This is a genomic window from Nocardia sp. CA-290969, assembly GCF_050936135.1.
Classification (GTDB): domain Bacteria; phylum Actinomycetota; class Actinomycetes; order Mycobacteriales; family Mycobacteriaceae; genus Nocardia.
Map to the genome: position 1 here is coordinate 787412 of NZ_JBNJNJ010000001.1, position 19016 is coordinate 806427.

Genomic DNA, 19016 nt, shown 5'->3' on the forward strand with positions numbered 1-19016 from the left:
CGCCGGGGTCGGATGCCGGCCCGGTGGACCGCCGATCGGCTCCGCCGCCGCCCCGTACGCATCACCGCAGGTCCCGCAGTCGCCCGGACCGCGCCCGTGGATCGCCATGCAGTACGTGGAAGGCGTGGATCTGCGGCAACTGATCCGGCGCGGACCGCAGGTGTGCACAGCCCGCGTGGGCGGCGGCGGTGCACCTTCCCGAGGTTGCGGCGGGTCGGTACGGGCACCCCGTGACCGCCTTCACATAAGCTGGAAAGTAGCTGATCGGAGCGGTTGACCGCCGGGCTCCACAGCGGGCTCGCGTTTACCTCGGGCAAATCCCGGGTAACGGTTTGTGGTCGATACTCGCCGGAACCCGGTCGCCGGCGGGCGCGACATCATGGGTCGGCCGGGCCGACTCGGCCGCGCACGCCGGAGAGGACTGACCGTGACGGAGCAGCAGCCGGAAGCACCACAACTCGACAAGCACCGCGAAGTGGCTCATCTGGAGGAGCCACCGCAATCGCCGCATCTCAAGAGATCGGTGGCGGCCTCGGCGATGGGTAACGCCACCGAATGGTTCGACTACGGCGTCTACGCCGCGACGGCCACCTACCTCACCGACGCCTTCTTCCCCGGCGAGCTCGGCACCCTGGGCACCATGCTCGGGTTCGCCATCTCCTTCGTGCTCCGCCCCCTCGGCGGGCTCGTCTGGGGTCCGCTCGGCGACCGGGTGGGCCGCAAGGTGGTCCTGGCCACCACCATCCTGCTCATGGCGGCGGCGACCGGTCTGATCGGTGTACTGCCGACGCACAGCCAGGTCGGCGTACTCGCGCCGATCCTGCTGATCCTGCTGCGCGTGGTGCAGGGTTTCTCGACCGGCGGCGAATATGGTGGCGCGGCCACCTACCTCGCCGAATGCGCCTCGGACAAGCGGCGCGGTTTCTTCGGCAGTTTCCTGGAGTTCGGCACGCTCGGCGGGTTCGTCGGAGGTTCGGCGGTCGTGCTGTTGTTCCAGTTGATCCTCGGCACCGACGCCATGCACGACTGGGGCTGGCGGATCCCGTTCCTGATCGCGATCCCGCTGGGCGCCATCGGCTGGTACCTGCGTACCCGGCTCGACGAATCGCCGGTGTTCACCGAGGTGAACGAGACGGAGCATCCCGACAGCGGGCTGCGGGTGTTGCTCTCCACGTACTGGCGCGAGGTGCTGATCCTGTTCGGTCTCGTGGTGGCGCTGAACGTGGCCAACTACACGCTGCTCACCTACCAGCCGACCTACCTGCAGAACACCATCGGCGTCGGGGAGTCGACCACCACCGCGATGATGCTGATCGGACAGGTCATCATGATGCTGTGCGTGCCGTTCTTCGGCCGGCTCTCCGACCGGGTCGGCCGTCGGCCCATGTGGTTGTTCTCGCTGGTGGGCCTGGCGGTACTCGCCGTGCCGATGTACTGGCTGATGGGTCAGGGCACGGGCTGGGCGATCGTCGGCTTCGTGGTGCTGGGGCTGCTGTACGTTCCGCAGTTGTCGACCATCAGCGCGACCTTCCCCGCGATCTTCCCGACCCACGTCCGCTACGCGGGTTTCGCGCTCGGCTACAACGTGTCCACCGCGGTGTTCGGTGGCACCGCGCCGCTGGTGAACGAGGCGGTGATCGAGGGCACCGGCTGGAACCTGTTCCCCGCCATCTACATGACGGGTGCCGCGCTCGTCGGCCTGGTCGCCTGGGCGTTCCTGCGGGAGACCGCGGGGACATCACTGCGCGGAACCGAGGTGCCCGACGCCGCCGATCCGGCACCCGCCACCACGGAGAAACAATCCGTCGCCTGACACCCCGGAAGGGCCCACGCCGCCATGAGCGAAACCCGCAATCCGCCCATCGCCGAAGTCGTGAACTCGGCGCTGGAGCACACCATCCCGGTGGCCCACCGGATGGGTGTGCACGCCGAGGAGGTGCGGCGCGGCCATGCGGTGGCCACGGTGCCCGTCGAGGGCAACGGTAACCATTTCGGCGTCATGTACGCCGGGGTGCTGTTCACCGTCGGCGAGATCCTGGGCGGCGCCATCGCCGTGGCCAGTTTCGATACCGCGAAGTTCTATCCGCTGGTGAAAGACCTGCGGATCGCGTTCCGCAAACCGGCGACCACGGCGGTGCGGGCGCAGGCCACCCTGGACGACAGCGAGATCGAGCGGATATCCGCGGAGGCCGCGGCCCACGGTAAGGCCGATTTCACGCTGCGTGCGGTACTCACCGATACCGACGGTGTGGTGGTCGCGGAAACCGAGGGGTTGTATCAGTTGCGCGCACATCCCTGAGCCGGGTGTGCCGCCGTACGGCCCGGTCCCGGCGCAGGGGGCCGGGCCGTACAGGTTTCAGAAGCCGGCCGAGCCGCTGGGCGGTGCCGGCGGCACCATCCGCCAGGGACCGCAATTACTGGTGCGGAAACCGGCATCGGTCGGTTTCACGGTCACCCGGATCGGCCCGAACTTGGTGTAGTTGTTCTCGATGATGTACTGCATATTCGTGTTGTCGCCCTCGATCCGCCACAGGCGCCGCCAATCGCAGCCCTTGGCCGGGTCGACGGGGCCGGGTGATTCCCAGACGCCGGGCCGCATATCCACGCCGACCCGGTAGACGCCGTCGTTCGGTATGAAATCGGCGGGTTCGGCCGCCGCACTACCGCTGCCCAGCACGGTCGCCGCCGACAGCAGCGCTGTGGCGACCAGCAACGTGCCTGCACGCATTCGATACTCCTAGATAATTCTGTTTCAACTGTTCTGCAACGAGATTCCCCGCGATCTCCCCGGCACGTTTACCAGAATCGGCATACCGATTTCCGCGGAATCACGAGTTTTCTGCGACATTCCACGAAATCGAACCGGTGAATGGGATATGCGCCCCCGGCGGAATTTGAAACGAAACCAATTCTTTTCGAATCCCCGGGGCGGGTTCGGCGCGCGGCACTCAGTAGGGTGGTCGCGTGGCTGAGCGCATACCCGTGGTGATCGTGGCCGGCTTCCTGGGCGCCGGGAAGACCACTCTGCTCAACGATCTGCTGCACAACCACCGCGGCACCCGGATCGGCGTGATCGTCAACGATTTCGGCGCCGTCAATATCGACGCCATGCTGGTCGCCGGACAGGTCGACGCGATGGTGTCGGTGGGCAGCGGATGCGTCTGCTGCGCGGTCGACGTCACCGAACTCGACGAACTCTTCACCCGGCTCACCGATCCACGGGCCGGTATCGATGTGATCGTGGTGGAGGCCAGCGGCCTGGCCGAACCGCGCAATCTCGTGCGGATGGTGGTGGGGAGCGAGAATCCCCGAATCCGTTACGGCGGCCTGCTCGAGGTGGTCGACGCCGCCGAGTTCACCGCCACCCGCGAGCGGCATCCGGAGCTGGCGAGCCATCTGCGCCTGGCGGACCTGGTGGTGCTCAACAAGGTCGACCGTCTCGCCGCCGGTGAGCTGGAGCGGCTGCGCGCGGAACTCGTGACGATCACCGAGGGCGCGCCCGTGTACGCCACCACCCGCGGCCGGATCGACCCGGGCCTGCTGTTCGACCCTCGCGACCCGGCCGTACCACGGGCCGGTGAGCAGCTGAGCCTCGACGAACTGCTCCTCGACCACCACGACCACGACGAGGAAAACCACCGGCACCTGCACGACGAATACACCAGCACGGTGTTCAGCACCGGCACCCCGGTACATCCGCGCCGCCTGATCGCGTTCCTGGAGGACCCGCCGCCGGGACTGTTCCGCGCCAAGGGTTTCGTAACGTTCGCGGTACCGGACGCCGACCGTTTCGTGGTGCATCTGGTGGGACGCGCGATCACCCTGGAACCGGTGCGCCGCGGCCGTACCCCGCGCACCGAACTGGTACTGATCGGTACCGGCCTGGACACCCGCGCGGTACTGGATCGCCTGGGCGAGACCGTGCACGCCGGCCCGGAACCCCTGCCCGAGCAGGAGCTGCTCGGAGTCTGGCGCTACGTTCCCGCGGAGGTCACGGAATCGGATACGGTCGCCGGGGGAGCGTAGAACACGGACGCCGGATCCGCCCCCGGTACTGCCCCGGGGCGGCGGTCAACCGCAGGCGTTCACCCATTCGGACAGGCCGTCGGCGAACATCTGCCGTTTCCAGATCGGCACCTCGTGTTTGATCCGGTCGACCAGCGCCGAGCACGCCGCGAACGCCTCGGCGCGATGCGGCGCCGCCACCGCGGTGACGATCGCCAGATCACCCACCCGCAGATCCCCGACCCGGTGCACGGCCGCGACCGGCAGACCCGTCGATTCCGCCACCGCGGCACAGCATTCGCGCAGGAACCGGGTCGCTTGCGGATGCGCCGAGTATTCCAGGGCGGATACCGCCTGCCCGCCGTCGTGATCGCGGACCACGCCGGTGAATACGACGACCGCGCCGTAACTCGGCCCGCGCACCGCGGTGTCCACGACGGCGGGATCCAGTGGGCCGTCACTGATCTCGGCGAGCCGGACGCCACCGGTCGTACCCGGCGGCTGTGCAGATTCTTCAGGCATGAGCGCTCTCGTTTCCCCTCTCGGCACGCGGTGCCACAAAACCGTTCTCATGCGACCCGCCGCCGGCCACCTGCGCGAGCAGATGCGCCAGCAGCGGTTCGAGCACCGCGATACCGTCTTTCACGCCACCCGGTGAGCCGGGCAGATTCACCACCACCGACCGTCCGGCCAGCCCCGCCACGCCGCGGCTGAGCGCCGCCAGCGGGAATTTCGCGGTACCGCGCAGCCGAATGGCCTCCGCCACCCCCGGAAGCTCACGGTCCAGCAGCGCGGCGGTCGCCTCTGGGGTGTGGTCGGTGGGTGAGGCACCGGTTCCGCCGGTGGTGACCACCAGGTCGGGAGCGGTGCGCAAGGCCTCGGCCAGCCCATCCGCGATATCGGCGTCCGGATAGACGAGCGGGCCGCGCGTCGTGAAGCCGAGGCCACGCAACCACGCCACCAAATGTGGCCCGGTTGTATCGGTACGAGTCCCCGCTGCCGCCCCAGTGGAGGCCACCACCACGGTGGCGGTACCGCGCGCACCGGTCTCGGGCGCGTGCCCTCCGACCTCGCCGATGTGGCCGTGTGCCTCGGTACCCGTGCCCGAGATATGCGCCCCGGGATCGGTACCGATTGTCCGCGTCCGGGTTTCGACGGCGTCGGCGCGGCTGCCGGTGGGTGCGGCGGCGTGCGCCGGGGTATCGGCCGGGGGCCTGCGGGTCTCGTCGCGAATGTGTTCCGCGGTAGTGGTGGCAGGTGCGTGCACTCGGGAGTCATCGCCGTGCGTGTGGCTGTTGCCGGGAATGTTCGCCTCGGTGCCGGTCGTGTGTGGTCGTGGGTTGTCGCCGGTGCTGCCCGGGTTCGCCCGGGTGCCGGTATCAGGCGTTGGTGGGTGCGAGGAGTCCCCGGTCGCGGTGCGGGCCTCAGGCGCGCCTGCGGCCTGGAGTGTGGCCTCAGAGGGGACGTCGGGACGGGTCCAGACGCCTCGTTTACCCCCCTCCTTGGTGAGTAGGCGTACGCCGTTCAACACCGCGGCCGGGTCGACCGCTTTCACCATGTCGTGCAGGGTGAGCCCGGCGACCGCCACCGCCGTCAGCGCCTCCATCTCCACCCCGGTGGGCCCGGTGGTTTTCGCCGACGCCTCGATCGTGATCGCCGAATCGGTGAAACCGAACTCCACCTTCACCGAGGAGAGCGCGAGCTGATGGCACAAGGGGATGAGTTCCGAGGTCTTCTTGGCCGCCGCGATCCCGGCCAGCCGGGCGGTGGTCAGCACATCGGCCTTCGGCATGTTGTCGGCCCGCACCAGCGCGACCACTTCCGGCGTGGTCGCCAGCTCCCCGCCGGCCACCGCGATCCGGGTGGTGTCGGCCTTGCCGCTCACATCCACCATCCGGGCGCGGCCCTCGGAATCCACATGCGACAAATCGCTCATAACGTCCACACTCGCACAGTTGCCCCGGCGGGCAGTTCGGTAACCTCCGCCGGGATATCGATCAGTACATCGGCCGCCGCCATACTCGCGACCAGATGCGATCCGGGCCCGGATACCACCTCCACCGCACGCGGCTGCGAGCCCTTCCACACCAGTTTGCCGCGCAAGAACTGGCGCCGCCCCTCCGGCGACCGCCGGACCGCGCCGAGCAGCGGAAGTTCGTACTCCGGCACCGGCCCCAGCCCTGCCAGCCGGCGCAGGATCGGCCGGGCCAGCACCTCGAACGACACCACCGCGCTCACCGGGTTACCCGGGAAACTGAGCACCGGCACCCCGTCCACCACGGTCAGCCCCTGCGGCCCGCCCGGCTGCATCGCCACCGGACCGAAATCGCCGCCCAGCGGGATCAGCACCTCCCGCACGACCTCGAAATCGCCTTTGGACACACCCCCGGTGGTGATCACCAGATCCGCGGCCGCGGTCGCGGCGTGCAGCAGCCGGCGGAACTGCGCGGGATCGTCACCGCTGTGCTCCACCCCGGCCACCGAGATCCCGTTGGCGGTGAGCGCGGCGGCCAGCGCGATCCCGTTCGAGTTGTAGATCTGCCCGGGCCGCAGCGCGGTGCCGGGTGCGACCAGTTCGTCGCCGGTGCTGATGACGACCGCCCGCACCGGACCGAAAACCGGAAGCCGCGCGACCCCGGCCGCGGCGCACGCCGCGATATGCCGCGGCGCCACCGTCGTCCCGGCGGCCACCAGTTGCGCACCGGCCCGCACATCGCTGCCCGGCTCCCGGACGAATTCCCCCGCCGCGCGGCCCCGGCCGATCCGCACGGTATCGCCCTCGGTGGTCGTATCCTCCACCGGGACAACGCAATCCGCGCCGTCGGGCAGCGGTGCGCCGGTCATCACCTTGCGCGCGGTGCCTGGGGCGAGCGGTTGCCGGCCCGGATCGCCGGCCGCCACCACCCCGGCCAGCGGGAGCGTGACCGGTGTGACGGCCACATCCCGGGCCCGCACCGCGTACCCGTCCATCGCCGAATTCCGGAATACCGGCAGATCGATCGGCGCGTGCGTATCCGCCGCGAGCTGGCGGCCGAGCGCGTCGGCCACCGGCACGGTGTCGACGGGCCGGGCGGCCAGCGGGCGCAACAGTTGTTCGATGGTGTCGCGGTAGTCGTCCGCCGACCGGACCGGGGGACTGGCGGGCCGAGAGATCATGCGCTCAGACTAATGGCGGCGGCCGGGCGGGCGCCGCCGTATTGCCCGTCGTTCGCGGGCACCACCGGTTGCCCGCCACGCCCGCGCGACCGCCGGGCCGGGCATTATGCGGTGATCCTGTGCGGGAGGGTTACGTGTGGCGGCCCGGCGGCCATAATGGGGGTGTGACGCTGGTCGATATGGGGATACCCACTGTGCGGTCCGGGCGCCCCTCGATGACCGGGCGTCCGGAGACGCCGCTGCTCGTGGACCGTTTCGGTCGCACCGCGCGCGACCTGCGGGTTTCCATTACCGAGAAATGCTCGCTGCGCTGTACCTACTGCATGCCCGAGGAGGGTCTGCCCGCGATACCGGCGGAGGAACTGCTCACGGCGGCCGAGATCGTCCGGCTGGTCACCCTCGCGGTGCGTGAGCTGGGAATTCGCGAAGTACGGTTCACCGGCGGGGAGCCGCTGATGCGACGCGATCTGGAAGAGATCGTGGCCGGATGCCATACGGCGGTCCCGGAGATCCCGCTGGCGATGACCTCGAATGGGATCGGATTGCGGCACCGGGCGGCGGGTCTGGCGGAGGCCGGGCTGAGCCGGGTCAATATTTCCCTCGACACCGTGGACCGCGCCGGTTTCGCCCGGCTCACCCGCCGCGACCGGCTGGAATCCGCGCTGTCGGGTATCCGGGCCGCCGGTGCGGCCGGGCTCGCGCCGGTGAAGGTGAACGCGGTGCTCATGCGGGAAACCCTGGACGGCGCCGCGGATCTGCTCAGCTGGTGCCTCGACGAGGGCTGCGAGCTGCGGTTCATCGAGGAGATGCCGCTCGACGCCGACCACGAATGGGCGCGGGCGAATATGGTGACCGCGGCCGAACTGCTCGAAGTGCTCGGTACCCGCTACCGGCTCACCGCCGCCGGCCGCGAAGATCCGTCCGCCCCCGCCGAGACCTGGCTGGTGGACGGTGGCCCCGCCACCGTCGGCATCATCGCCTCGGTCACCCGCAAATTCTGCGATACCTGCGACCGCACCCGCCTCACCGCCGACGGTATGCTCCGATCCTGCCTGTTCAGTGATCAGGAGTTCGATCTGCGCGGTGTGCTGCGCGCGGGCGCGAGCGATGCGGAGCTCGCCCAGCTGTGGCGCGGCGCGATGTGGCAGAAATGGGCGGGTCACGGTATCGATGCCGCCGGCTTCGTGCCGCCGGAACGCACGATGGGAGCAATAGGTGGTTGAGGTCCGGTATTTCGCCGCCATCGCCGACGCGGTCGGGAAAGACGCCGAAACCCTGGATCTACCGCCCGGCGCCACCGTCGCCGATCTGCGCACTCACCTGGCCGCCGCCTACGGTCCCGACCTGGACAAGATGCTCGCCGTCTGCGCCTACCTGGTGGGTGACGAACTGACCCGCGACACCACGGCCGCGCTCACCCCCCGGGTGGACGTCCTGCCCCCCTTCGCCGGCGGCTAGTACAGAGTCCGATACCGGCAGACCCCGAGCCGCACTCCCCGCGGCCGGGCACGGAGCCCGGCGGATCACCGTGCCCGAGATAGTGGTGTGGGCGCGGTCCGGGCGCCTCCGGAAGTCCGAGGTTGTTGCCCGGGGTCCGGAGAAAGCCCGGCCCCGCGGCCCGGTGGTTCCGCCCGACCTGCGGCCCGGGGGCGAGAAGCTCGACCTGTGGCCCGGGGCAGGAAGCCCGGCCCTGTGGCTTGGGGAACCCAGGCCCCGGCCTGATGGTTCGAGGAGCCCGGGGGCTCCCGTGGCCGAGGTCGACGCGTGAACGGTTCGTCCGGCCCGAGCGCGCGGCATTCTCCTGGGGCGAGCGCATCGACGCCGGTCCGGGCGAATGTGGCCACCGCCGCCGGTTTGCTCAGCGCCGGCCAGGAAGCCCGGCCGGCCTGGTCTGCGCGGGCGTCCGGAGTTACGCGCGCAGGGATTTCTCCGGCCGGAATTCTTTCGTCCTGTCGAGGATCCGTATTGCCGATCGTCGTTTCGGTGAGAGGGGTATCGGACCCCTCCGGTACGCGGAAGGATGACGTTATGTATTACCTGGCATTGCTGACCGGCAACGAGGGTGAACCCGCGGCACAACCGGGCTCGGCGGAATTCGACGCGGAGGTCGAACAGTACGCGGCGTTCGACGCCAGGGTCGCCGAGGTCATCGCCGGTGGCGCCGCACTGTATCCGTCCGAGGCCGCTGTCACCGTGCGCCGCAACGGCGCGGACACGCTGGTGACCGATGGACCGTTCGCCGAGCACGCCGAGGTGATCGGTGGTTTCTACGTGTTCGATGTGGCCGATCTGGATGCGGCGATCGAGCTCGCCCGGCAGTTGCCGGCCGTGGCGACGGGATCGGTGGAGTTGCGTCCGCTGGTCCAGTGGCGGCCCCACGACGAGCCCGGACCGGACTGGTGGATGGCGTTGCTGTGGGAGCAAGCGGATGCGGTGCTCACGCCGGGCACCCCGGAATGGGATGCGGCCGTCGCCGAGCACGAGCGGTTCGGTGCACAGGCCGGGCCGGTGCTGCGCGCCGGCGGAGCCCTGCAACCGCCCACGACCGCGACCACCGTGCGCGGCTCCGCCGGTGCACCGCTGCTCACCGACGGACCCTTCACCGAAACCGCCGAGGTGGTCGGGGGCCTCTACCTGTTCACGGCCCCGGATCGCCGCGCCGCCACGGAGATCGCCGCGCAGATGCCGATCGGCCCAGGAGGCGGTACTGAGGTCCGGCAAATCGTGGATCTCCCGGGATGAGGGGATTGCCGGCGGCGGTCGCGCGGCGTCACCGCCCAGGGCTCCCGCTTGTGCGCGATGGGCAGGGTGGGAGCGGGGTGGGCCCGATAGCGGCAGCGCGGCGTGGCGACGGAGGTTCCCGGCTCGTGCCTGGTGGGCCGAGTGTGAGCGGGCCGGGCCCGGAGGCGGTTGCGGAGCGGGTATGAGTGGTGAGCGGGCGGTCGATCTCGACGGCGTGTACCGCGCCGAGTTCGGTCGCGCCGTGGCCACCATTGCGCGATTCACCGGGGATATCGACCTGGCCGAGGACGCGGTGCAGGAGGCGTTCGCGATCGCGTTACGGACCTGGGACCGCGACGGTGTCCCGGCGAATCCGGGCGCCTGGATCACCACGACGGCCCGCCGCCGCGCCCTGGACCGGCTGCGCCGGGAGACCGCCCGCCTCGGGAAGGAACACGAGGCCGTTCTCTCGGCGCCGGTTCCCGCGGAGATCGAGGTGAGCGAATTGCCCGACGACCGGCTACGGATGATCTTCACCTGCTGCCACCCCGCACTGGCCCCGGAGTCCCGGGTGGCGTTGACCCTGCGGTTGGTGTGCGGCCTGCGGACCGCGGAGATCGCCCGGGCCTTCCTGCAATCGGAGGCGACGGTGGCGCAGCGGATCAGCCGGGCGAAGGCCAAGATCCGCCAGGCCGGGATTCCGTTGCGGGTCCCGCCGGCGCATCTGCTGCCGGAACGCGCGCCGACGGTGCTCGCGGTCGTGTACTTGATGTTCACCGAGGGCTATTTCGCCACTGCCGGCCCGGTCGCGGTGCGCGACGAACTGTGTGACGAGGCGCTGCGCGTGGGGCGGCTACTGTGCGCCCTGCTACCGGTCGGGGAGCGTGCGGTACGGGCCGAGGCGCACGGGCTGCTCGCGCTCATGCTCCTCACCGACAGCCGCCGGTCCCAGCGCCGGACCTCCGGCGGCGCGCTGATTCCGTTGGCGGAGCAGGACCGCAGCCGTTGGGATCGCGGGGCGATCCGGGCCGGGTTGAACTGCCTACTGGTCGCGGCCGCGGGTGGCGGGCCGTACCTGGCGCAGGCCCGGATCGCCGCGGCACATGCCGTCGCGCCGAGCTGGGCGGCCACCGACTGGCCCGCCATTGTCGCCGCCTACGACGAATTGCTCGGCTACACGCCGTCACCGGCAGTGCGGGTGAACCGGGCGATCGCCCTGGGCTTTCGCGACGGTCCGGACGCGGGCCTGCGGGCGCTCGACGAGCTCGCGCCGGACAGCCGAGTGGCCGGCGGGCAGCCGATAGCGGCCGCGCGCGCCGATCTGTACCGGCGGGCGGGGCGGTACACCGAAGCCGCGCAGAGCTACCGGGCCGCGCTGGCAGCCGCCGGAAACGAGGGGGCGCAGCGCTATCTGCGGCGCCGGCTGGACGAGGTCGAGTCGAGCGGACTCGGCGTTCGCCCGATGCCGGAGACCGGCCGGCGCTAGGGTGCCGGCCGAAGCGGTCAGCGCCACCAGTCGTCGAGCGGGGTGACCGGGACGGTCCGCTTGTGCCGGGTCGCGGCGAACACCGATTCGATCCGTTCGGCGACCTCCGCGGTGACGTCTTTACCTTCCAGGTAGTCGTCGATCTCGCTGTAGCGCAGCCCGAGCGCTTCCTCGTCGGGCAGGGCGGGGCGGTCGTCCTCGAGGTCGGCGGTCGGCACCTTCGACCACAGCCGTGCCGGCGCGCCCAGTTCCTGGAGCAGCGCGGCGCCCTGGCGTTTGGTCAGACCCGTCAGTGGGGTGATGTCCACGCCGCCGTCACCGTATTTGGTGAAGAACCCGGTAACCGCTTCGGCGGCATGATCGGTGCCGACCACCAGCAGGTTCTCCTGCCCGGCGAGGGCGTACTGGATCACCATCCGCTCCCGGGCCTTGATATTGCCGCGCACGAAATCGCGGAGTTTGCCGATCTTCAGCGCCGACGCCACTTCGGCCGCCACCGCGTTCGCGCCCGGCCGGACGTTGACGACCACGGATTCGTCGGGTGCGACGAAGGTCATGGCGACCCGGGCATCGGCCTCGTCGGCCTGCACACCGTAGGGCAGCCGGACCGCGACGAACCGTGCCTCGCCGCCTTCGGTGCGCACCTCCTCGGCTGCCAGCTGGCACAGCCTGCCGGTGAGCGAGCTGTCCTGACCACCGCTGATACCGAGGACGAAACCCTTTGCGGGGGTGGCGCGCAGATAATCCTTGAGGAAATCGACGCGGCGACGTACCTCGTCCTTGGGTTCGATACTCGGCTGGACACCCAGTTCGGCGATGATCTGATCACGCAGGTTTCCCATGCCGGATCACTCTACTGCGCCGCGCGTCCGGCGACCCGGCGAACCAGGGCTTCCCAGTTGTCGGCGACCTGTTCGCGGGTGTAGCCGAGGGTGCGGATCTGGTGCAGGACAAGCCCGGCCCCGAGCGCAGCCAGTAGCGCGTCGGCGAGCAGCCCGGTGTCGCCGGGGATCGCGGCTTCGCGCAGCAGCATCACCACATGGGTTTTCAGCACCCGGTACGGCTGGCTGGTGTAATGCCTTTCGGGTGAGCCCAGTTCGGCCGCCCGGTGCAGTTCGCCCTCCACTTCGATATCGAGCAGGCGGGCCCGCCCGAAGGCGATGAGACGGTCCACCGGTGGGGCGCCGGGCCCCAGCGGCGGCGGGCCGAAGATGAAGGCTTCTTGCGCCAGGGCCTCGGAATGGTCGAGCAGCGCGTACATCAGGCCGGTGCGGTTGCCGAAACGGCGGAATACGGTGCCCTTGCCGACGCCCGCGCGTTTGGCGAGGGCGTCCATGGTGAGCGCGTCCACGCCGTGTTCGCGGACCAGGTCGCGGGCGGCATCGAGCAGCCGGCGGCGGTTGCGGGCGGCATCGGCGCGTTCGGCCGGTTCCGCGGTGCCGGGCAGGCGCGGGCCGATCGGGTGCAGCGGCCGTATCGATACGACGGAAGGTGCGTCCGCCGCGGAGGGCTGGGTTTCGCCGCCGGGATGGTCGGCATCCGCCGGTCCCGGACGAGGTGTGTCGTAGTTCACGGCGGGGGAGAAGCCTCCGGGGAATGTAGCGGACCGTGGTCCGGTTGATCTGGGCAGTGCGATCATCACACAACTAGTACCGCAGGAGAGAACATGAGCCAGACCCGTATCGTCGTCCTCGTCGGCAGCCTTCGTGCCGCCTCGATCAGCCGGCAGCTCGCCGAGGCCGCGGTCGCCACCGCGCCCGAGGGTGTCGACATCTCCATCTACGAGGGTATCGGCGAGATTCCGTTCTACAACGAGGACATCGACGTTGCGGGTTCGGTTCCGGCCACCGCCGCGGCCCTGCGCGACGCGGTCGGCGCGAGCGACGGTCTGCTGGTGATCACCCCGGAATATAACGGCACGCTGCCCGCCGTGCTGAAGAATGTGGTCGATTGGCTGTCGCGCCCCTACGGTGCCGGTGCGATCAGCGGAAAGCCGGTCGCGATCCTGAGCGGGTCCATCAGCCCCAATGCCGCCAAGTGGGCACACGGCGACGCGGTCAAGTCCGTCGGCATCGCCGGTGGCAAGGTTGTCGACGAGGCGCATCTGCACTTCGCCACCTGGGGTGACACCTTCGGCGCCACCCACCCGAGTGAGCATGCCGATACTCAGCGTGAACTGGCCGAGGCGCTGAAGGCTCTGATCTCCGCCGCGAGCGAACTGGTCGACGCCTGATCGCAGGAATGAGCCGGGTCCGGAGATGCTGCGGAGTGTGACCGTATAGGGCCGTCGGGTTGTGTTCGGTATCTCGGCTTTCGGAGGGCCGCCCCGTCTATGACGGGGCGGCCCTCGGCGTTGCGGTGTCAGGGCCGGTTTCCGCGGGGACTCACGAGTTTGCTGGGGTTGTGGCGACTGGTGTGACTGGCGGTGCTCATGCGTTTGCTGAAAAAGAACTGGACTCGCCCGATTGTGATCTGGACCACGGTGAATTCGGCGTGTCGCTACGCTGTCCTGCGGCTTACAGCCGTGAAATCACATGGTTGTGACTCGCAACATCTCGTGTTGTTTCGGAATGTCGGCCACTAGGTGTAGTGTCATCGGTACCCGAAGGCGGCGGTGTGAAGAACCCGCCGGCGATGGGTGGAACCGGCCCGGACGAGGCATTTCAGGGCTGGTCCTCGGAGTTTGCGCAGGATCATCCGATCGTGCCGGCACCGCGCCCCCATAGACGGAATATCCGGCTGTGGATCAGTCACGCGGAGGGCTCGATCCGGAGGCGGCGGTCCGTCACGACGAGACCGCGAGACACCGCACATTGGCACAGGAGAGAGGGACTCGAATGATCACCGTGTACACCAAGCCCGCTTGCGTCCAGTGCAACGCCACCTACAAGGCCCTCGACAAGGCCGGGGTGGAATACCAGGTCGTCGATATCTCCGAGAACGCCGATGCCCGCGACTACGTGATGGCCCTCGGCTACCTGCAGGCCCCCGTCGTCGTCTCCGGTGACGAGCACTGGTCCGGCTTCCGGCCGGATCGCATCAAGGCACTGGCCACCGTCGCCGCCTGAGCGCGTCAGGCCCGGAGGCGGTAGCGCAGCGTCACCACGAAGGGCCCGCGCTCGGGCGCAATGGGCACAGCCTGAGCGCGTCGGGCCCGGAGGCGGTAGCGCAGCGTCACCATGCAGGGCCCGCGCTCGGGCGCCATGGCCACCGCACGAAACCGCGCGCCCGGTTCGACCGAGGAACAGGGGAGGTGAAATGTCCGGATCGCATACCTTGGTGTACTTCTCCAGCGCTTCGGAGAACACTCACCGCTTCGTCCAGAAGCTGGGTATCCCGGCTCTCCGGATCCCCCTGCACACCGCCGACGAAACGCTGCGCGTCGACGAACCCTACGTGCTGATCGTCCCCACCTACGGGGGCGGTCGGCACGTCTTGGGTTCGGCCCGCTCCGATAAGGAATTCGTACCGCGCCAGGTCGCCAAGTTCCTCAACGATCCGCACAACCGCGCCTTGCTGCGCGGGGTGATCGCCGCCGGGAACACCAACTTCGGCGACACCTTCTGCTTCGCAGGTGATGTGATCTCGCGCAAATGCGGGGTGCCCTACCTGTACCGCTTCGAACTCATGGGAACCGCCGAGGACGTCGAGCGCGTCCGAGAGGGATTGGGATTGTTTTGGCAGCAACAACGACAGCACCAGCGGGTATGACGGCCCGGCTGGAGCAGCGCGAAGGCGTAACCGGTGAGGTCCTGGACTACCACGCCCTCAACGCGATGCTGAACCTGTACGGGCCGAACGGCGAGATCCAGTTCGACAAGGATCGCGAGGCCGCGCACCAGTACTTCCTGCAGCACGTCAACCAGAACACCGTCTTCTTCCACAACCTCGACGAGAAGCTCGACTACCTCGTCGAGGAGAACTACTACGAGCCCGAGGTGCTGGACCAGTACAGCCGGGCCTTCGTGAAGAAGCTGTTCCAGCAGGCCTACGCCAAGAAGTTCCGGTTCCCCACCTTTCTCGGCGCGTTCAAGTACTACACCTCCTACACCCTCAAAACCTTCGACGGGAAGCGCTACCTCGAGCGTTTCGAGGACCGGGTGTGCATGGTCGCGCTCACCCTCGCCGCGGGTGACGAGGTACTGGCGAGCAAACTGGTCGAGGAGATCATCGACGGCCGCTTCCAGCCCGCCACCCCCACCTTCCTCAACTCCGGCAAGAAACAGCGCGGCGAGCCGGTGTCATGTTTCCTTCTTCGCATCGAAGACAACATGGAATCCATCGGGCGTTCCATCAACTCGGCGCTGCAGCTGTCCAAGCGCGGCGGCGGGGTTGCGTTGCTGCTCAGCAATATTCGTGAGCACGGGGCGCCGATCAAGAAGATCGAGAACCAGTCCTCCGGTGTCATCCCGATCATGAAGCTGCTCGAGGATTCGTTCTCCTACGCCAACCAGCTCGGGGCACGGCAGGGCGCGGGTGCGGTGTACCTGCACGCCCACCACCCCGATATCTACCGTTTCCTCGACACCAAGCGGGAGAACGCGGACGAGAAGATCCGTATCAAAACCCTCTCGCTGGGGGTGGTGATCCCCGATATCACCTTCGAACTGGCGAAGAAGAACGAGGACATGTACCTGTTCTCGCCGTACGACGTGGAACGGATCTACGGTAAGCCGTTCGCCGATATCGACGTCACCGAGAAGTACTACGAGATGGTCGACGACAAGCGGATCCGCAAGTCGAAGATCAAGGCGCGCGAGTTCTTCCAGACGATCGCCGAGCTGCAGTTCGAATCCGGCTATCCGTACATCATGTTCGAGGATACGGTGAACCGGGCCAACCCGATCGCCGGCAAGATCACCCATTCGAACCTGTGCTCGGAGATCCTGCAGGTTTCCACCCCGTCGGTGTACAACGATGATCTGACCTACGCCGAGGTGGGCAAGGACATCTCCTGCAATCTGGGGTCGCTGAACATCGCCAAGACCATGGATTCGCCCGATTTCGCGCAGACCATCGAGGTCGCGATCCGGGCGCTCACCGCGGTTTCCGACCAGACCCATATCTACTCGGTGCCCTCGATCGAACAGGGCAACAACTCCTCGCACGCCATCGGTCTCGGGCAGATGAATCTGCACGGGTATCTGGCGCGGGAGCGGATCCACTACGGGTCCGAAGAGGGCCTGGATTTCACCAACATCTACTTTTACACCGTGGTGTACCACGCGCTGCGTGCCTCGAATCTGCTTGCGCAGGAACGCGGTACGTACTTCGGCGGGTTCCCGGAATCGAAGTACGCCAGCGGTGAATACTTCGACAAGTACACCGATCGGGTGTGGGAGCCGAAAACCGACCGGGTCGCGCAACTGTTCGCCGACGCCGATATCCACATCCCGACCCAGGACGATTGGCGGCAGCTGAAGGCCGCGGTCATGGAACACGGTCTCTACAACCAGAACCTGCAGGCCGTCCCGCCGACCGGCTCGATCTCCTATATCAACCACTCCACCAGTTCCATCCATCCGGTGGCGTCGAAGATCGAGATCCGCAAGGAAGGCAAGATCGGCCGCGTCTATTACCCGGCCCCGTACATGACCAACGACAACCTGGACTACTACCAGGACGCGTACGAGATCGGCTACGAGAAGATCATCGACACCTACGCCGCGGCCACCCAGCATGTGGACCAGGGCCTGTCGCTGACCTTGTTCTTCAAGGACACCGCCACCACCCGCGACCTCAACCGCGCCCAGATCTACGCCTGGCGCAAGGGCATCAAAACCCTCTACTACATCCGCCTCCGGCAGATGGCTCTCGAGGGCACCGAGGTCGAGGGCTGCGTGAGCTGCATGCTCTGACGTCCTGGACGCATATGCCTCGTGCGTTGCCGGCGACCGGTGCCACCTCCGTAGTGGGTAGGTGGCGCCGGTCGCCGTCCCGCCACCTCTCGTGCGGGTACTGAACAGCATCGACCGCTATCTTTGGGTGCATGACGAGGACGATCGGCCAAGCCGAGCTACGCAACGGCTGCACGGGTGTGATGGACGCTCTGGAAGCCGGGGAGGATTTCGTCATTGCCCGCAACGGGCGGCCTGTGGGCGAACTGCATCCGATAGCCCCGCGAAACAACCTCTGACGGCCGAACTGAAGAAGCGTCTCGCCAGGTATGCGGGTACCGTGAACGCTGCGGATGAACGTGCGGAAATCGACGCCGCATTCGGGGAGGGCAGGCCGGATGACTGAACCGAGTGCGACGTTTCGTTGCCCCGCCGGCCTGCTCGGCGCTGGTGCACTCATCGCCCCCACCGACAATCGCCTCGTCGAATGATCTGCCGTTGTTCACCCGCAATGCGGACGATTTCAAAGGTTTGGATCCATTGCTGACAGTGGTTCCGCTCTGAAAATTCCGCCTCGTGCACTACGGCCCAGTTCAGCCGAAGCCGCTGGGCCTTTCGTGTGGCCGGCTCGTACCCGGCGGCCGGTACGCGACGTCAATCGCCGAGCCACTGCGTGGCATCGAGCCGGAACGCGTTCGGTGCGGCCACGGTGCGCAGGCCGTCTTCCATCGCACGTAGCTGTTGCTCGCCCAGCGTCCGCGCCCACTGCTCGCGCAATCGGTCGAAGATCGCGGCCGAGCGGGCGAGCATGTCGTATCCGTGCGCGGTGAGGCGAACGAGCCGGCGGCGCGCGTCGGCGGGGTCGGTGCCGCGTTCCGCGTAGCCGAGTGCGATGAGCCGGTCGACGGTTTTGCCCGCGGCCTGTTTGGAGATGCCGAGCCTGCGGCCGATATCGCTGGCGGTCGCGCCATCGGGTCCGATGGCCTGCATGGCGAAGCCGTGGGCGGGTCGCGCGCCGGGATGGCCCTGACGTGCCAGTTCCTCGTGTAGTTCGTCGATGAGAGTGCGGAATCCTGCCAAGAGGAGTAGGGGCAGTTCGTAGCCTGCCCGGAGGTGGTCCGCGTTTTCCCTGGTCATGACGTGGCCTTGGCATAATGGACAACCTGGTTTACTATCAATTCGTCAACCATGTTGTCCATACTAGGAGGCCGAGATGTTCGCCCCGCATACAGTGGAAACCGCCCCGGAGGGCTCGCGCGCGACGATGGCCGCCATGGCCGATACCTGGGGCGGCGTGGTACCCGACGCTGTGGCCCGGCTCGCCGCCTCCCCGGAACTGCTGACCGGATTCCTGGATATGACCGCCCGATTCGACCAGTGCACGCTGGACCCGATCGCGCGCGAAGTGGTCATCATGACGGTGGCGGTACACAACGACTGTCATATCTGCATCGCCCAGCACGCCGGGAAACTGCGCAAACTCGGCGGCGCACCGGAACTCGTCGCGGCCCTGCGCGAGCGGCGGGCCCTCGCCGACGAGCGTCTCGAAGCGGTCCGGGAATTCACCCTCGCGGTCATGGCTGCCGCCGGCGGCATGGATTCCAGTGCCGTCGAGGCATTTTCGGCCCACGGATACACCGAGCGCAACGCACTGGAGGTCGTCCTGGGTGTCGGGACCTACACGATCTCGACGTTCGCCAACCGACTCGTCAGGGCCGTGTAGAGCGGTCTGCCCGGGTGCGGCCGCCGGGCCGCTACCCGAGCCGGGTTCGCCGGGAGGTGGAATCCGAACAGCTGCCGCTCATCCGCGT

Annotated in this window: 19 protein-coding genes and 2 pseudogenes; 13 read left to right on the top strand and 8 right to left on the bottom strand. The window is 68.2% G+C overall.

The genetic code is table 11. The features are described from left to right. Window positions 1–538: 538 nt before the first annotated feature. Complete coding sequence (locus ACQEVO_RS03700) at window positions 539–1813, top strand: MFS transporter (protein WP_432922311.1); 1275 nt, start codon at window positions 539–541, stop codon at window positions 1811–1813. A 24-nt stretch (window positions 1814–1837) separates the two neighbouring features. After that, window positions 1838–2299, top strand: coding sequence for a PaaI family thioesterase (locus ACQEVO_RS03705; protein WP_432908884.1), 462 nt, complete (start codon window positions 1838–1840; stop codon window positions 2297–2299). A gap of 57 nt (window positions 2300–2356) precedes the next feature. Here ACQEVO_RS03705 and ACQEVO_RS03710 read toward each other — a convergent pair whose 3' ends face one another. After that, complete coding sequence (locus tag ACQEVO_RS03710; protein ID WP_432908886.1) at window positions 2357–2728, bottom strand: hypothetical protein; 372 nt, start codon at window positions 2726–2728, stop codon at window positions 2357–2359. A gap of 236 nt (window positions 2729–2964) precedes the next feature. Here ACQEVO_RS03710 and ACQEVO_RS03715 point away from each other — a divergent pair, with 236 nt between their 5' ends. Then, on the top strand, window positions 2965–4026 hold the full coding sequence (locus ACQEVO_RS03715; RefSeq protein ID WP_432908888.1) for a CobW family GTP-binding protein: 1062 nt from the start codon (window positions 2965–2967) through the stop codon (window positions 4024–4026). A gap of 45 nt (window positions 4027–4071) precedes the next feature. Here ACQEVO_RS03715 and ACQEVO_RS03720 read toward each other — a convergent pair whose 3' ends face one another. The 4 genes and pseudogenes from ACQEVO_RS03720 to ACQEVO_RS03735 all read right to left on the bottom strand — a co-directional run bounded on the left by ACQEVO_RS03720 (window position 4072) and on the right by ACQEVO_RS03735 (window position 7161). Further along, on the bottom strand, window positions 4072–4527 hold the full coding sequence (locus ACQEVO_RS03720) for a molybdenum cofactor biosynthesis protein MoaE (protein ID WP_432908890.1): 456 nt from the start codon (window positions 4525–4527) through the stop codon (window positions 4072–4074). Beyond that, a pseudogene (locus ACQEVO_RS03725) lies at window positions 4520–5038 on the bottom strand (molybdopterin-binding protein); the annotation flags it as partial. The gene ACQEVO_RS03720 and the pseudogene ACQEVO_RS03725, both read right to left, overlap by 8 nt. 402 nt (window positions 5039–5440) lie before the next feature. After that, window positions 5441–5941 (bottom strand): annotated as a pseudogene (moaC, locus tag ACQEVO_RS03730) (cyclic pyranopterin monophosphate synthase MoaC); the annotation flags it as partial. After that, on the bottom strand, window positions 5938–7161 hold the full coding sequence (locus tag ACQEVO_RS03735) for a molybdopterin molybdotransferase MoeA (protein WP_432908891.1): 1224 nt from the start codon (window positions 7159–7161) through the stop codon (window positions 5938–5940). The pseudogene moaC and the gene ACQEVO_RS03735, both read right to left, overlap by 4 nt. A 164-nt stretch (window positions 7162–7325) precedes the next feature. Between ACQEVO_RS03735 and moaA the strand changes: the two genes are divergently transcribed. The 4 genes from moaA (at window position 7326) to ACQEVO_RS03755 (ending at window position 11368) form a co-directional block, all read left to right on the top strand. After that, window positions 7326–8384, top strand: coding sequence for a GTP 3',8-cyclase MoaA (moaA, locus tag ACQEVO_RS03740; protein WP_432908895.1), 1059 nt, complete (start codon window positions 7326–7328; stop codon window positions 8382–8384). Beyond that, the gene (locus tag ACQEVO_RS03745; RefSeq protein ID WP_432908897.1) at window positions 8377–8619 is read left to right on the top strand and encodes a MoaD/ThiS family protein; all 243 of its coding nucleotides are present in this window, start codon (window positions 8377–8379) and stop codon (window positions 8617–8619) included. The genes moaA and ACQEVO_RS03745 overlap by 8 nt, the downstream gene beginning before the upstream one ends. A 570-nt stretch (window positions 8620–9189) precedes the next feature. Next, complete coding sequence (locus tag ACQEVO_RS03750; protein ID WP_432908898.1) at window positions 9190–9903, top strand: YciI family protein; 714 nt, start codon at window positions 9190–9192, stop codon at window positions 9901–9903. A 181-nt stretch (window positions 9904–10084) separates the two neighbouring features. Further along, the gene (locus tag ACQEVO_RS03755) at window positions 10085–11368 is read left to right on the top strand and encodes an RNA polymerase sigma factor (RefSeq protein ID WP_432908900.1); all 1284 of its coding nucleotides are present in this window, start codon (window positions 10085–10087) and stop codon (window positions 11366–11368) included. A 17-nt stretch (window positions 11369–11385) separates the two neighbouring features. Here ACQEVO_RS03755 and nadE read toward each other — a convergent pair whose 3' ends face one another. Together nadE and ACQEVO_RS03765 are read right to left on the bottom strand one after the other, a co-directional pair. Continuing rightward, window positions 11386–12210 (bottom strand): ammonia-dependent NAD(+) synthetase, encoded by an 825-nt coding sequence (gene nadE, locus ACQEVO_RS03760; protein ID WP_432908901.1) that lies wholly within the window; start codon window positions 12208–12210, stop codon window positions 11386–11388. A gap of 11 nt (window positions 12211–12221) precedes the next feature. Next, entirely contained in the window at window positions 12222–12941 is a 720-nt protein-coding gene (locus tag ACQEVO_RS03765; protein ID WP_432908903.1) for a TetR/AcrR family transcriptional regulator, read from the bottom strand. 93 nt (window positions 12942–13034) lie between these two features. Here ACQEVO_RS03765 and ACQEVO_RS03770 point away from each other — a divergent pair, with 93 nt between their 5' ends. The 5 genes from ACQEVO_RS03770 to ACQEVO_RS03790 all read left to right on the top strand — a co-directional run bounded on the left by ACQEVO_RS03770 (window position 13035) and on the right by ACQEVO_RS03790 (window position 17504). Beyond that, window positions 13035–13601: an NAD(P)H-dependent oxidoreductase gene (locus tag ACQEVO_RS03770; RefSeq protein ID WP_432908905.1), complete on the top strand. Its 567-nt coding sequence runs from the start codon at window positions 13035–13037 to the stop codon at window positions 13599–13601. A gap of 604 nt (window positions 13602–14205) precedes the next feature. Next, window positions 14206–14436 (top strand): glutaredoxin-like protein NrdH, encoded by a 231-nt coding sequence (nrdH, locus tag ACQEVO_RS03775; protein ID WP_280401131.1) that lies wholly within the window; start codon window positions 14206–14208, stop codon window positions 14434–14436. A gap of 190 nt (window positions 14437–14626) precedes the next feature. Further along, window positions 14627–15079 (top strand): class Ib ribonucleoside-diphosphate reductase assembly flavoprotein NrdI, encoded by a 453-nt coding sequence (gene nrdI / locus ACQEVO_RS03780; RefSeq protein WP_432908906.1) that lies wholly within the window; start codon window positions 14627–14629, stop codon window positions 15077–15079. Beyond that, the gene (gene nrdE, locus ACQEVO_RS03785) at window positions 15076–17226 is read left to right on the top strand and encodes a class 1b ribonucleoside-diphosphate reductase subunit alpha (RefSeq protein ID WP_432908908.1); all 2151 of its coding nucleotides are present in this window, start codon (window positions 15076–15078) and stop codon (window positions 17224–17226) included. Before nrdI ends, nrdE begins: the two co-directional genes overlap by 4 nt. Before the next feature lie 131 nt (window positions 17227–17357). Beyond that, window positions 17358–17504, top strand: a complete 147-nt coding sequence (locus ACQEVO_RS03790) for a type II toxin-antitoxin system Phd/YefM family antitoxin (protein ID WP_432908909.1) — start codon at window positions 17358–17360, stop codon at window positions 17502–17504. 355 nt (window positions 17505–17859) lie between these two features. Here ACQEVO_RS03790 and ACQEVO_RS03795 read toward each other — a convergent pair whose 3' ends face one another. After that, a complete protein-coding gene (locus ACQEVO_RS03795; protein ID WP_432908911.1) occupies window positions 17860–18342 on the bottom strand; it encodes a MarR family winged helix-turn-helix transcriptional regulator in 483 nt (160 codons plus the stop codon). Between the two features lie 76 nt (window positions 18343–18418). Here ACQEVO_RS03795 and ACQEVO_RS03800 point away from each other — a divergent pair, with 76 nt between their 5' ends. Further along, entirely contained in the window at window positions 18419–18928 is a 510-nt protein-coding gene (locus tag ACQEVO_RS03800; protein WP_432908913.1) for a carboxymuconolactone decarboxylase family protein, read from the top strand. The last annotated feature ends 88 nt before the right edge of the window (window positions 18929–19016 follow it).

Coding starts and splice junctions, on each gene's coding strand:
- ACQEVO_RS03750 (WP_432908898.1), top strand. CDS start 9,190: ATGTATTACCTGGCATTGCTGACCGGCAACGAGGGTGAACCCGCGGCA.
- nrdE (WP_432908908.1), top strand. CDS start 15,076: ATGACGGCCCGGCTGGAGCAGCGCGAAGGCGTAACCGGTGAGGTCCTG.
- ACQEVO_RS03705 (WP_432908884.1), top strand. CDS start 1,838: ATGAGCGAAACCCGCAATCCGCCCATCGCCGAAGTCGTGAACTCGGCG.
- ACQEVO_RS03720 (WP_432908890.1), bottom strand. CDS start 4,527: ATGCCTGAAGAATCTGCACAGCCGCCGGGTACGACCGGTGGCGTCCGG.
- ACQEVO_RS03770 (WP_432908905.1), top strand. CDS start 13,035: ATGAGCCAGACCCGTATCGTCGTCCTCGTCGGCAGCCTTCGTGCCGCC.
- ACQEVO_RS03700 (WP_432922311.1), top strand. CDS start 539: ATGGGTAACGCCACCGAATGGTTCGACTACGGCGTCTACGCCGCGACG.
- ACQEVO_RS03790 (WP_432908909.1), top strand. CDS start 17,358: ATGACGAGGACGATCGGCCAAGCCGAGCTACGCAACGGCTGCACGGGT.
- ACQEVO_RS03735 (WP_432908891.1), bottom strand. CDS start 7,161: ATGATCTCTCGGCCCGCCAGTCCCCCGGTCCGGTCGGCGGACGACTAC.
- ACQEVO_RS03710 (WP_432908886.1), bottom strand. CDS start 2,728: ATGCGTGCAGGCACGTTGCTGGTCGCCACAGCGCTGCTGTCGGCGGCG.
- nadE (WP_432908901.1), bottom strand. CDS start 12,210: ATGGGAAACCTGCGTGATCAGATCATCGCCGAACTGGGTGTCCAGCCG.
- nrdH (WP_280401131.1), top strand. CDS start 14,206: ATGATCACCGTGTACACCAAGCCCGCTTGCGTCCAGTGCAACGCCACC.
- ACQEVO_RS03755 (WP_432908900.1), top strand. CDS start 10,085: ATGAGTGGTGAGCGGGCGGTCGATCTCGACGGCGTGTACCGCGCCGAG.
- ACQEVO_RS03800 (WP_432908913.1), top strand. CDS start 18,419: ATGTTCGCCCCGCATACAGTGGAAACCGCCCCGGAGGGCTCGCGCGCG.
- nrdI (WP_432908906.1), top strand. CDS start 14,627: ATGTCCGGATCGCATACCTTGGTGTACTTCTCCAGCGCTTCGGAGAAC.
- ACQEVO_RS03795 (WP_432908911.1), bottom strand. CDS start 18,342: ATGACCAGGGAAAACGCGGACCACCTCCGGGCAGGCTACGAACTGCCC.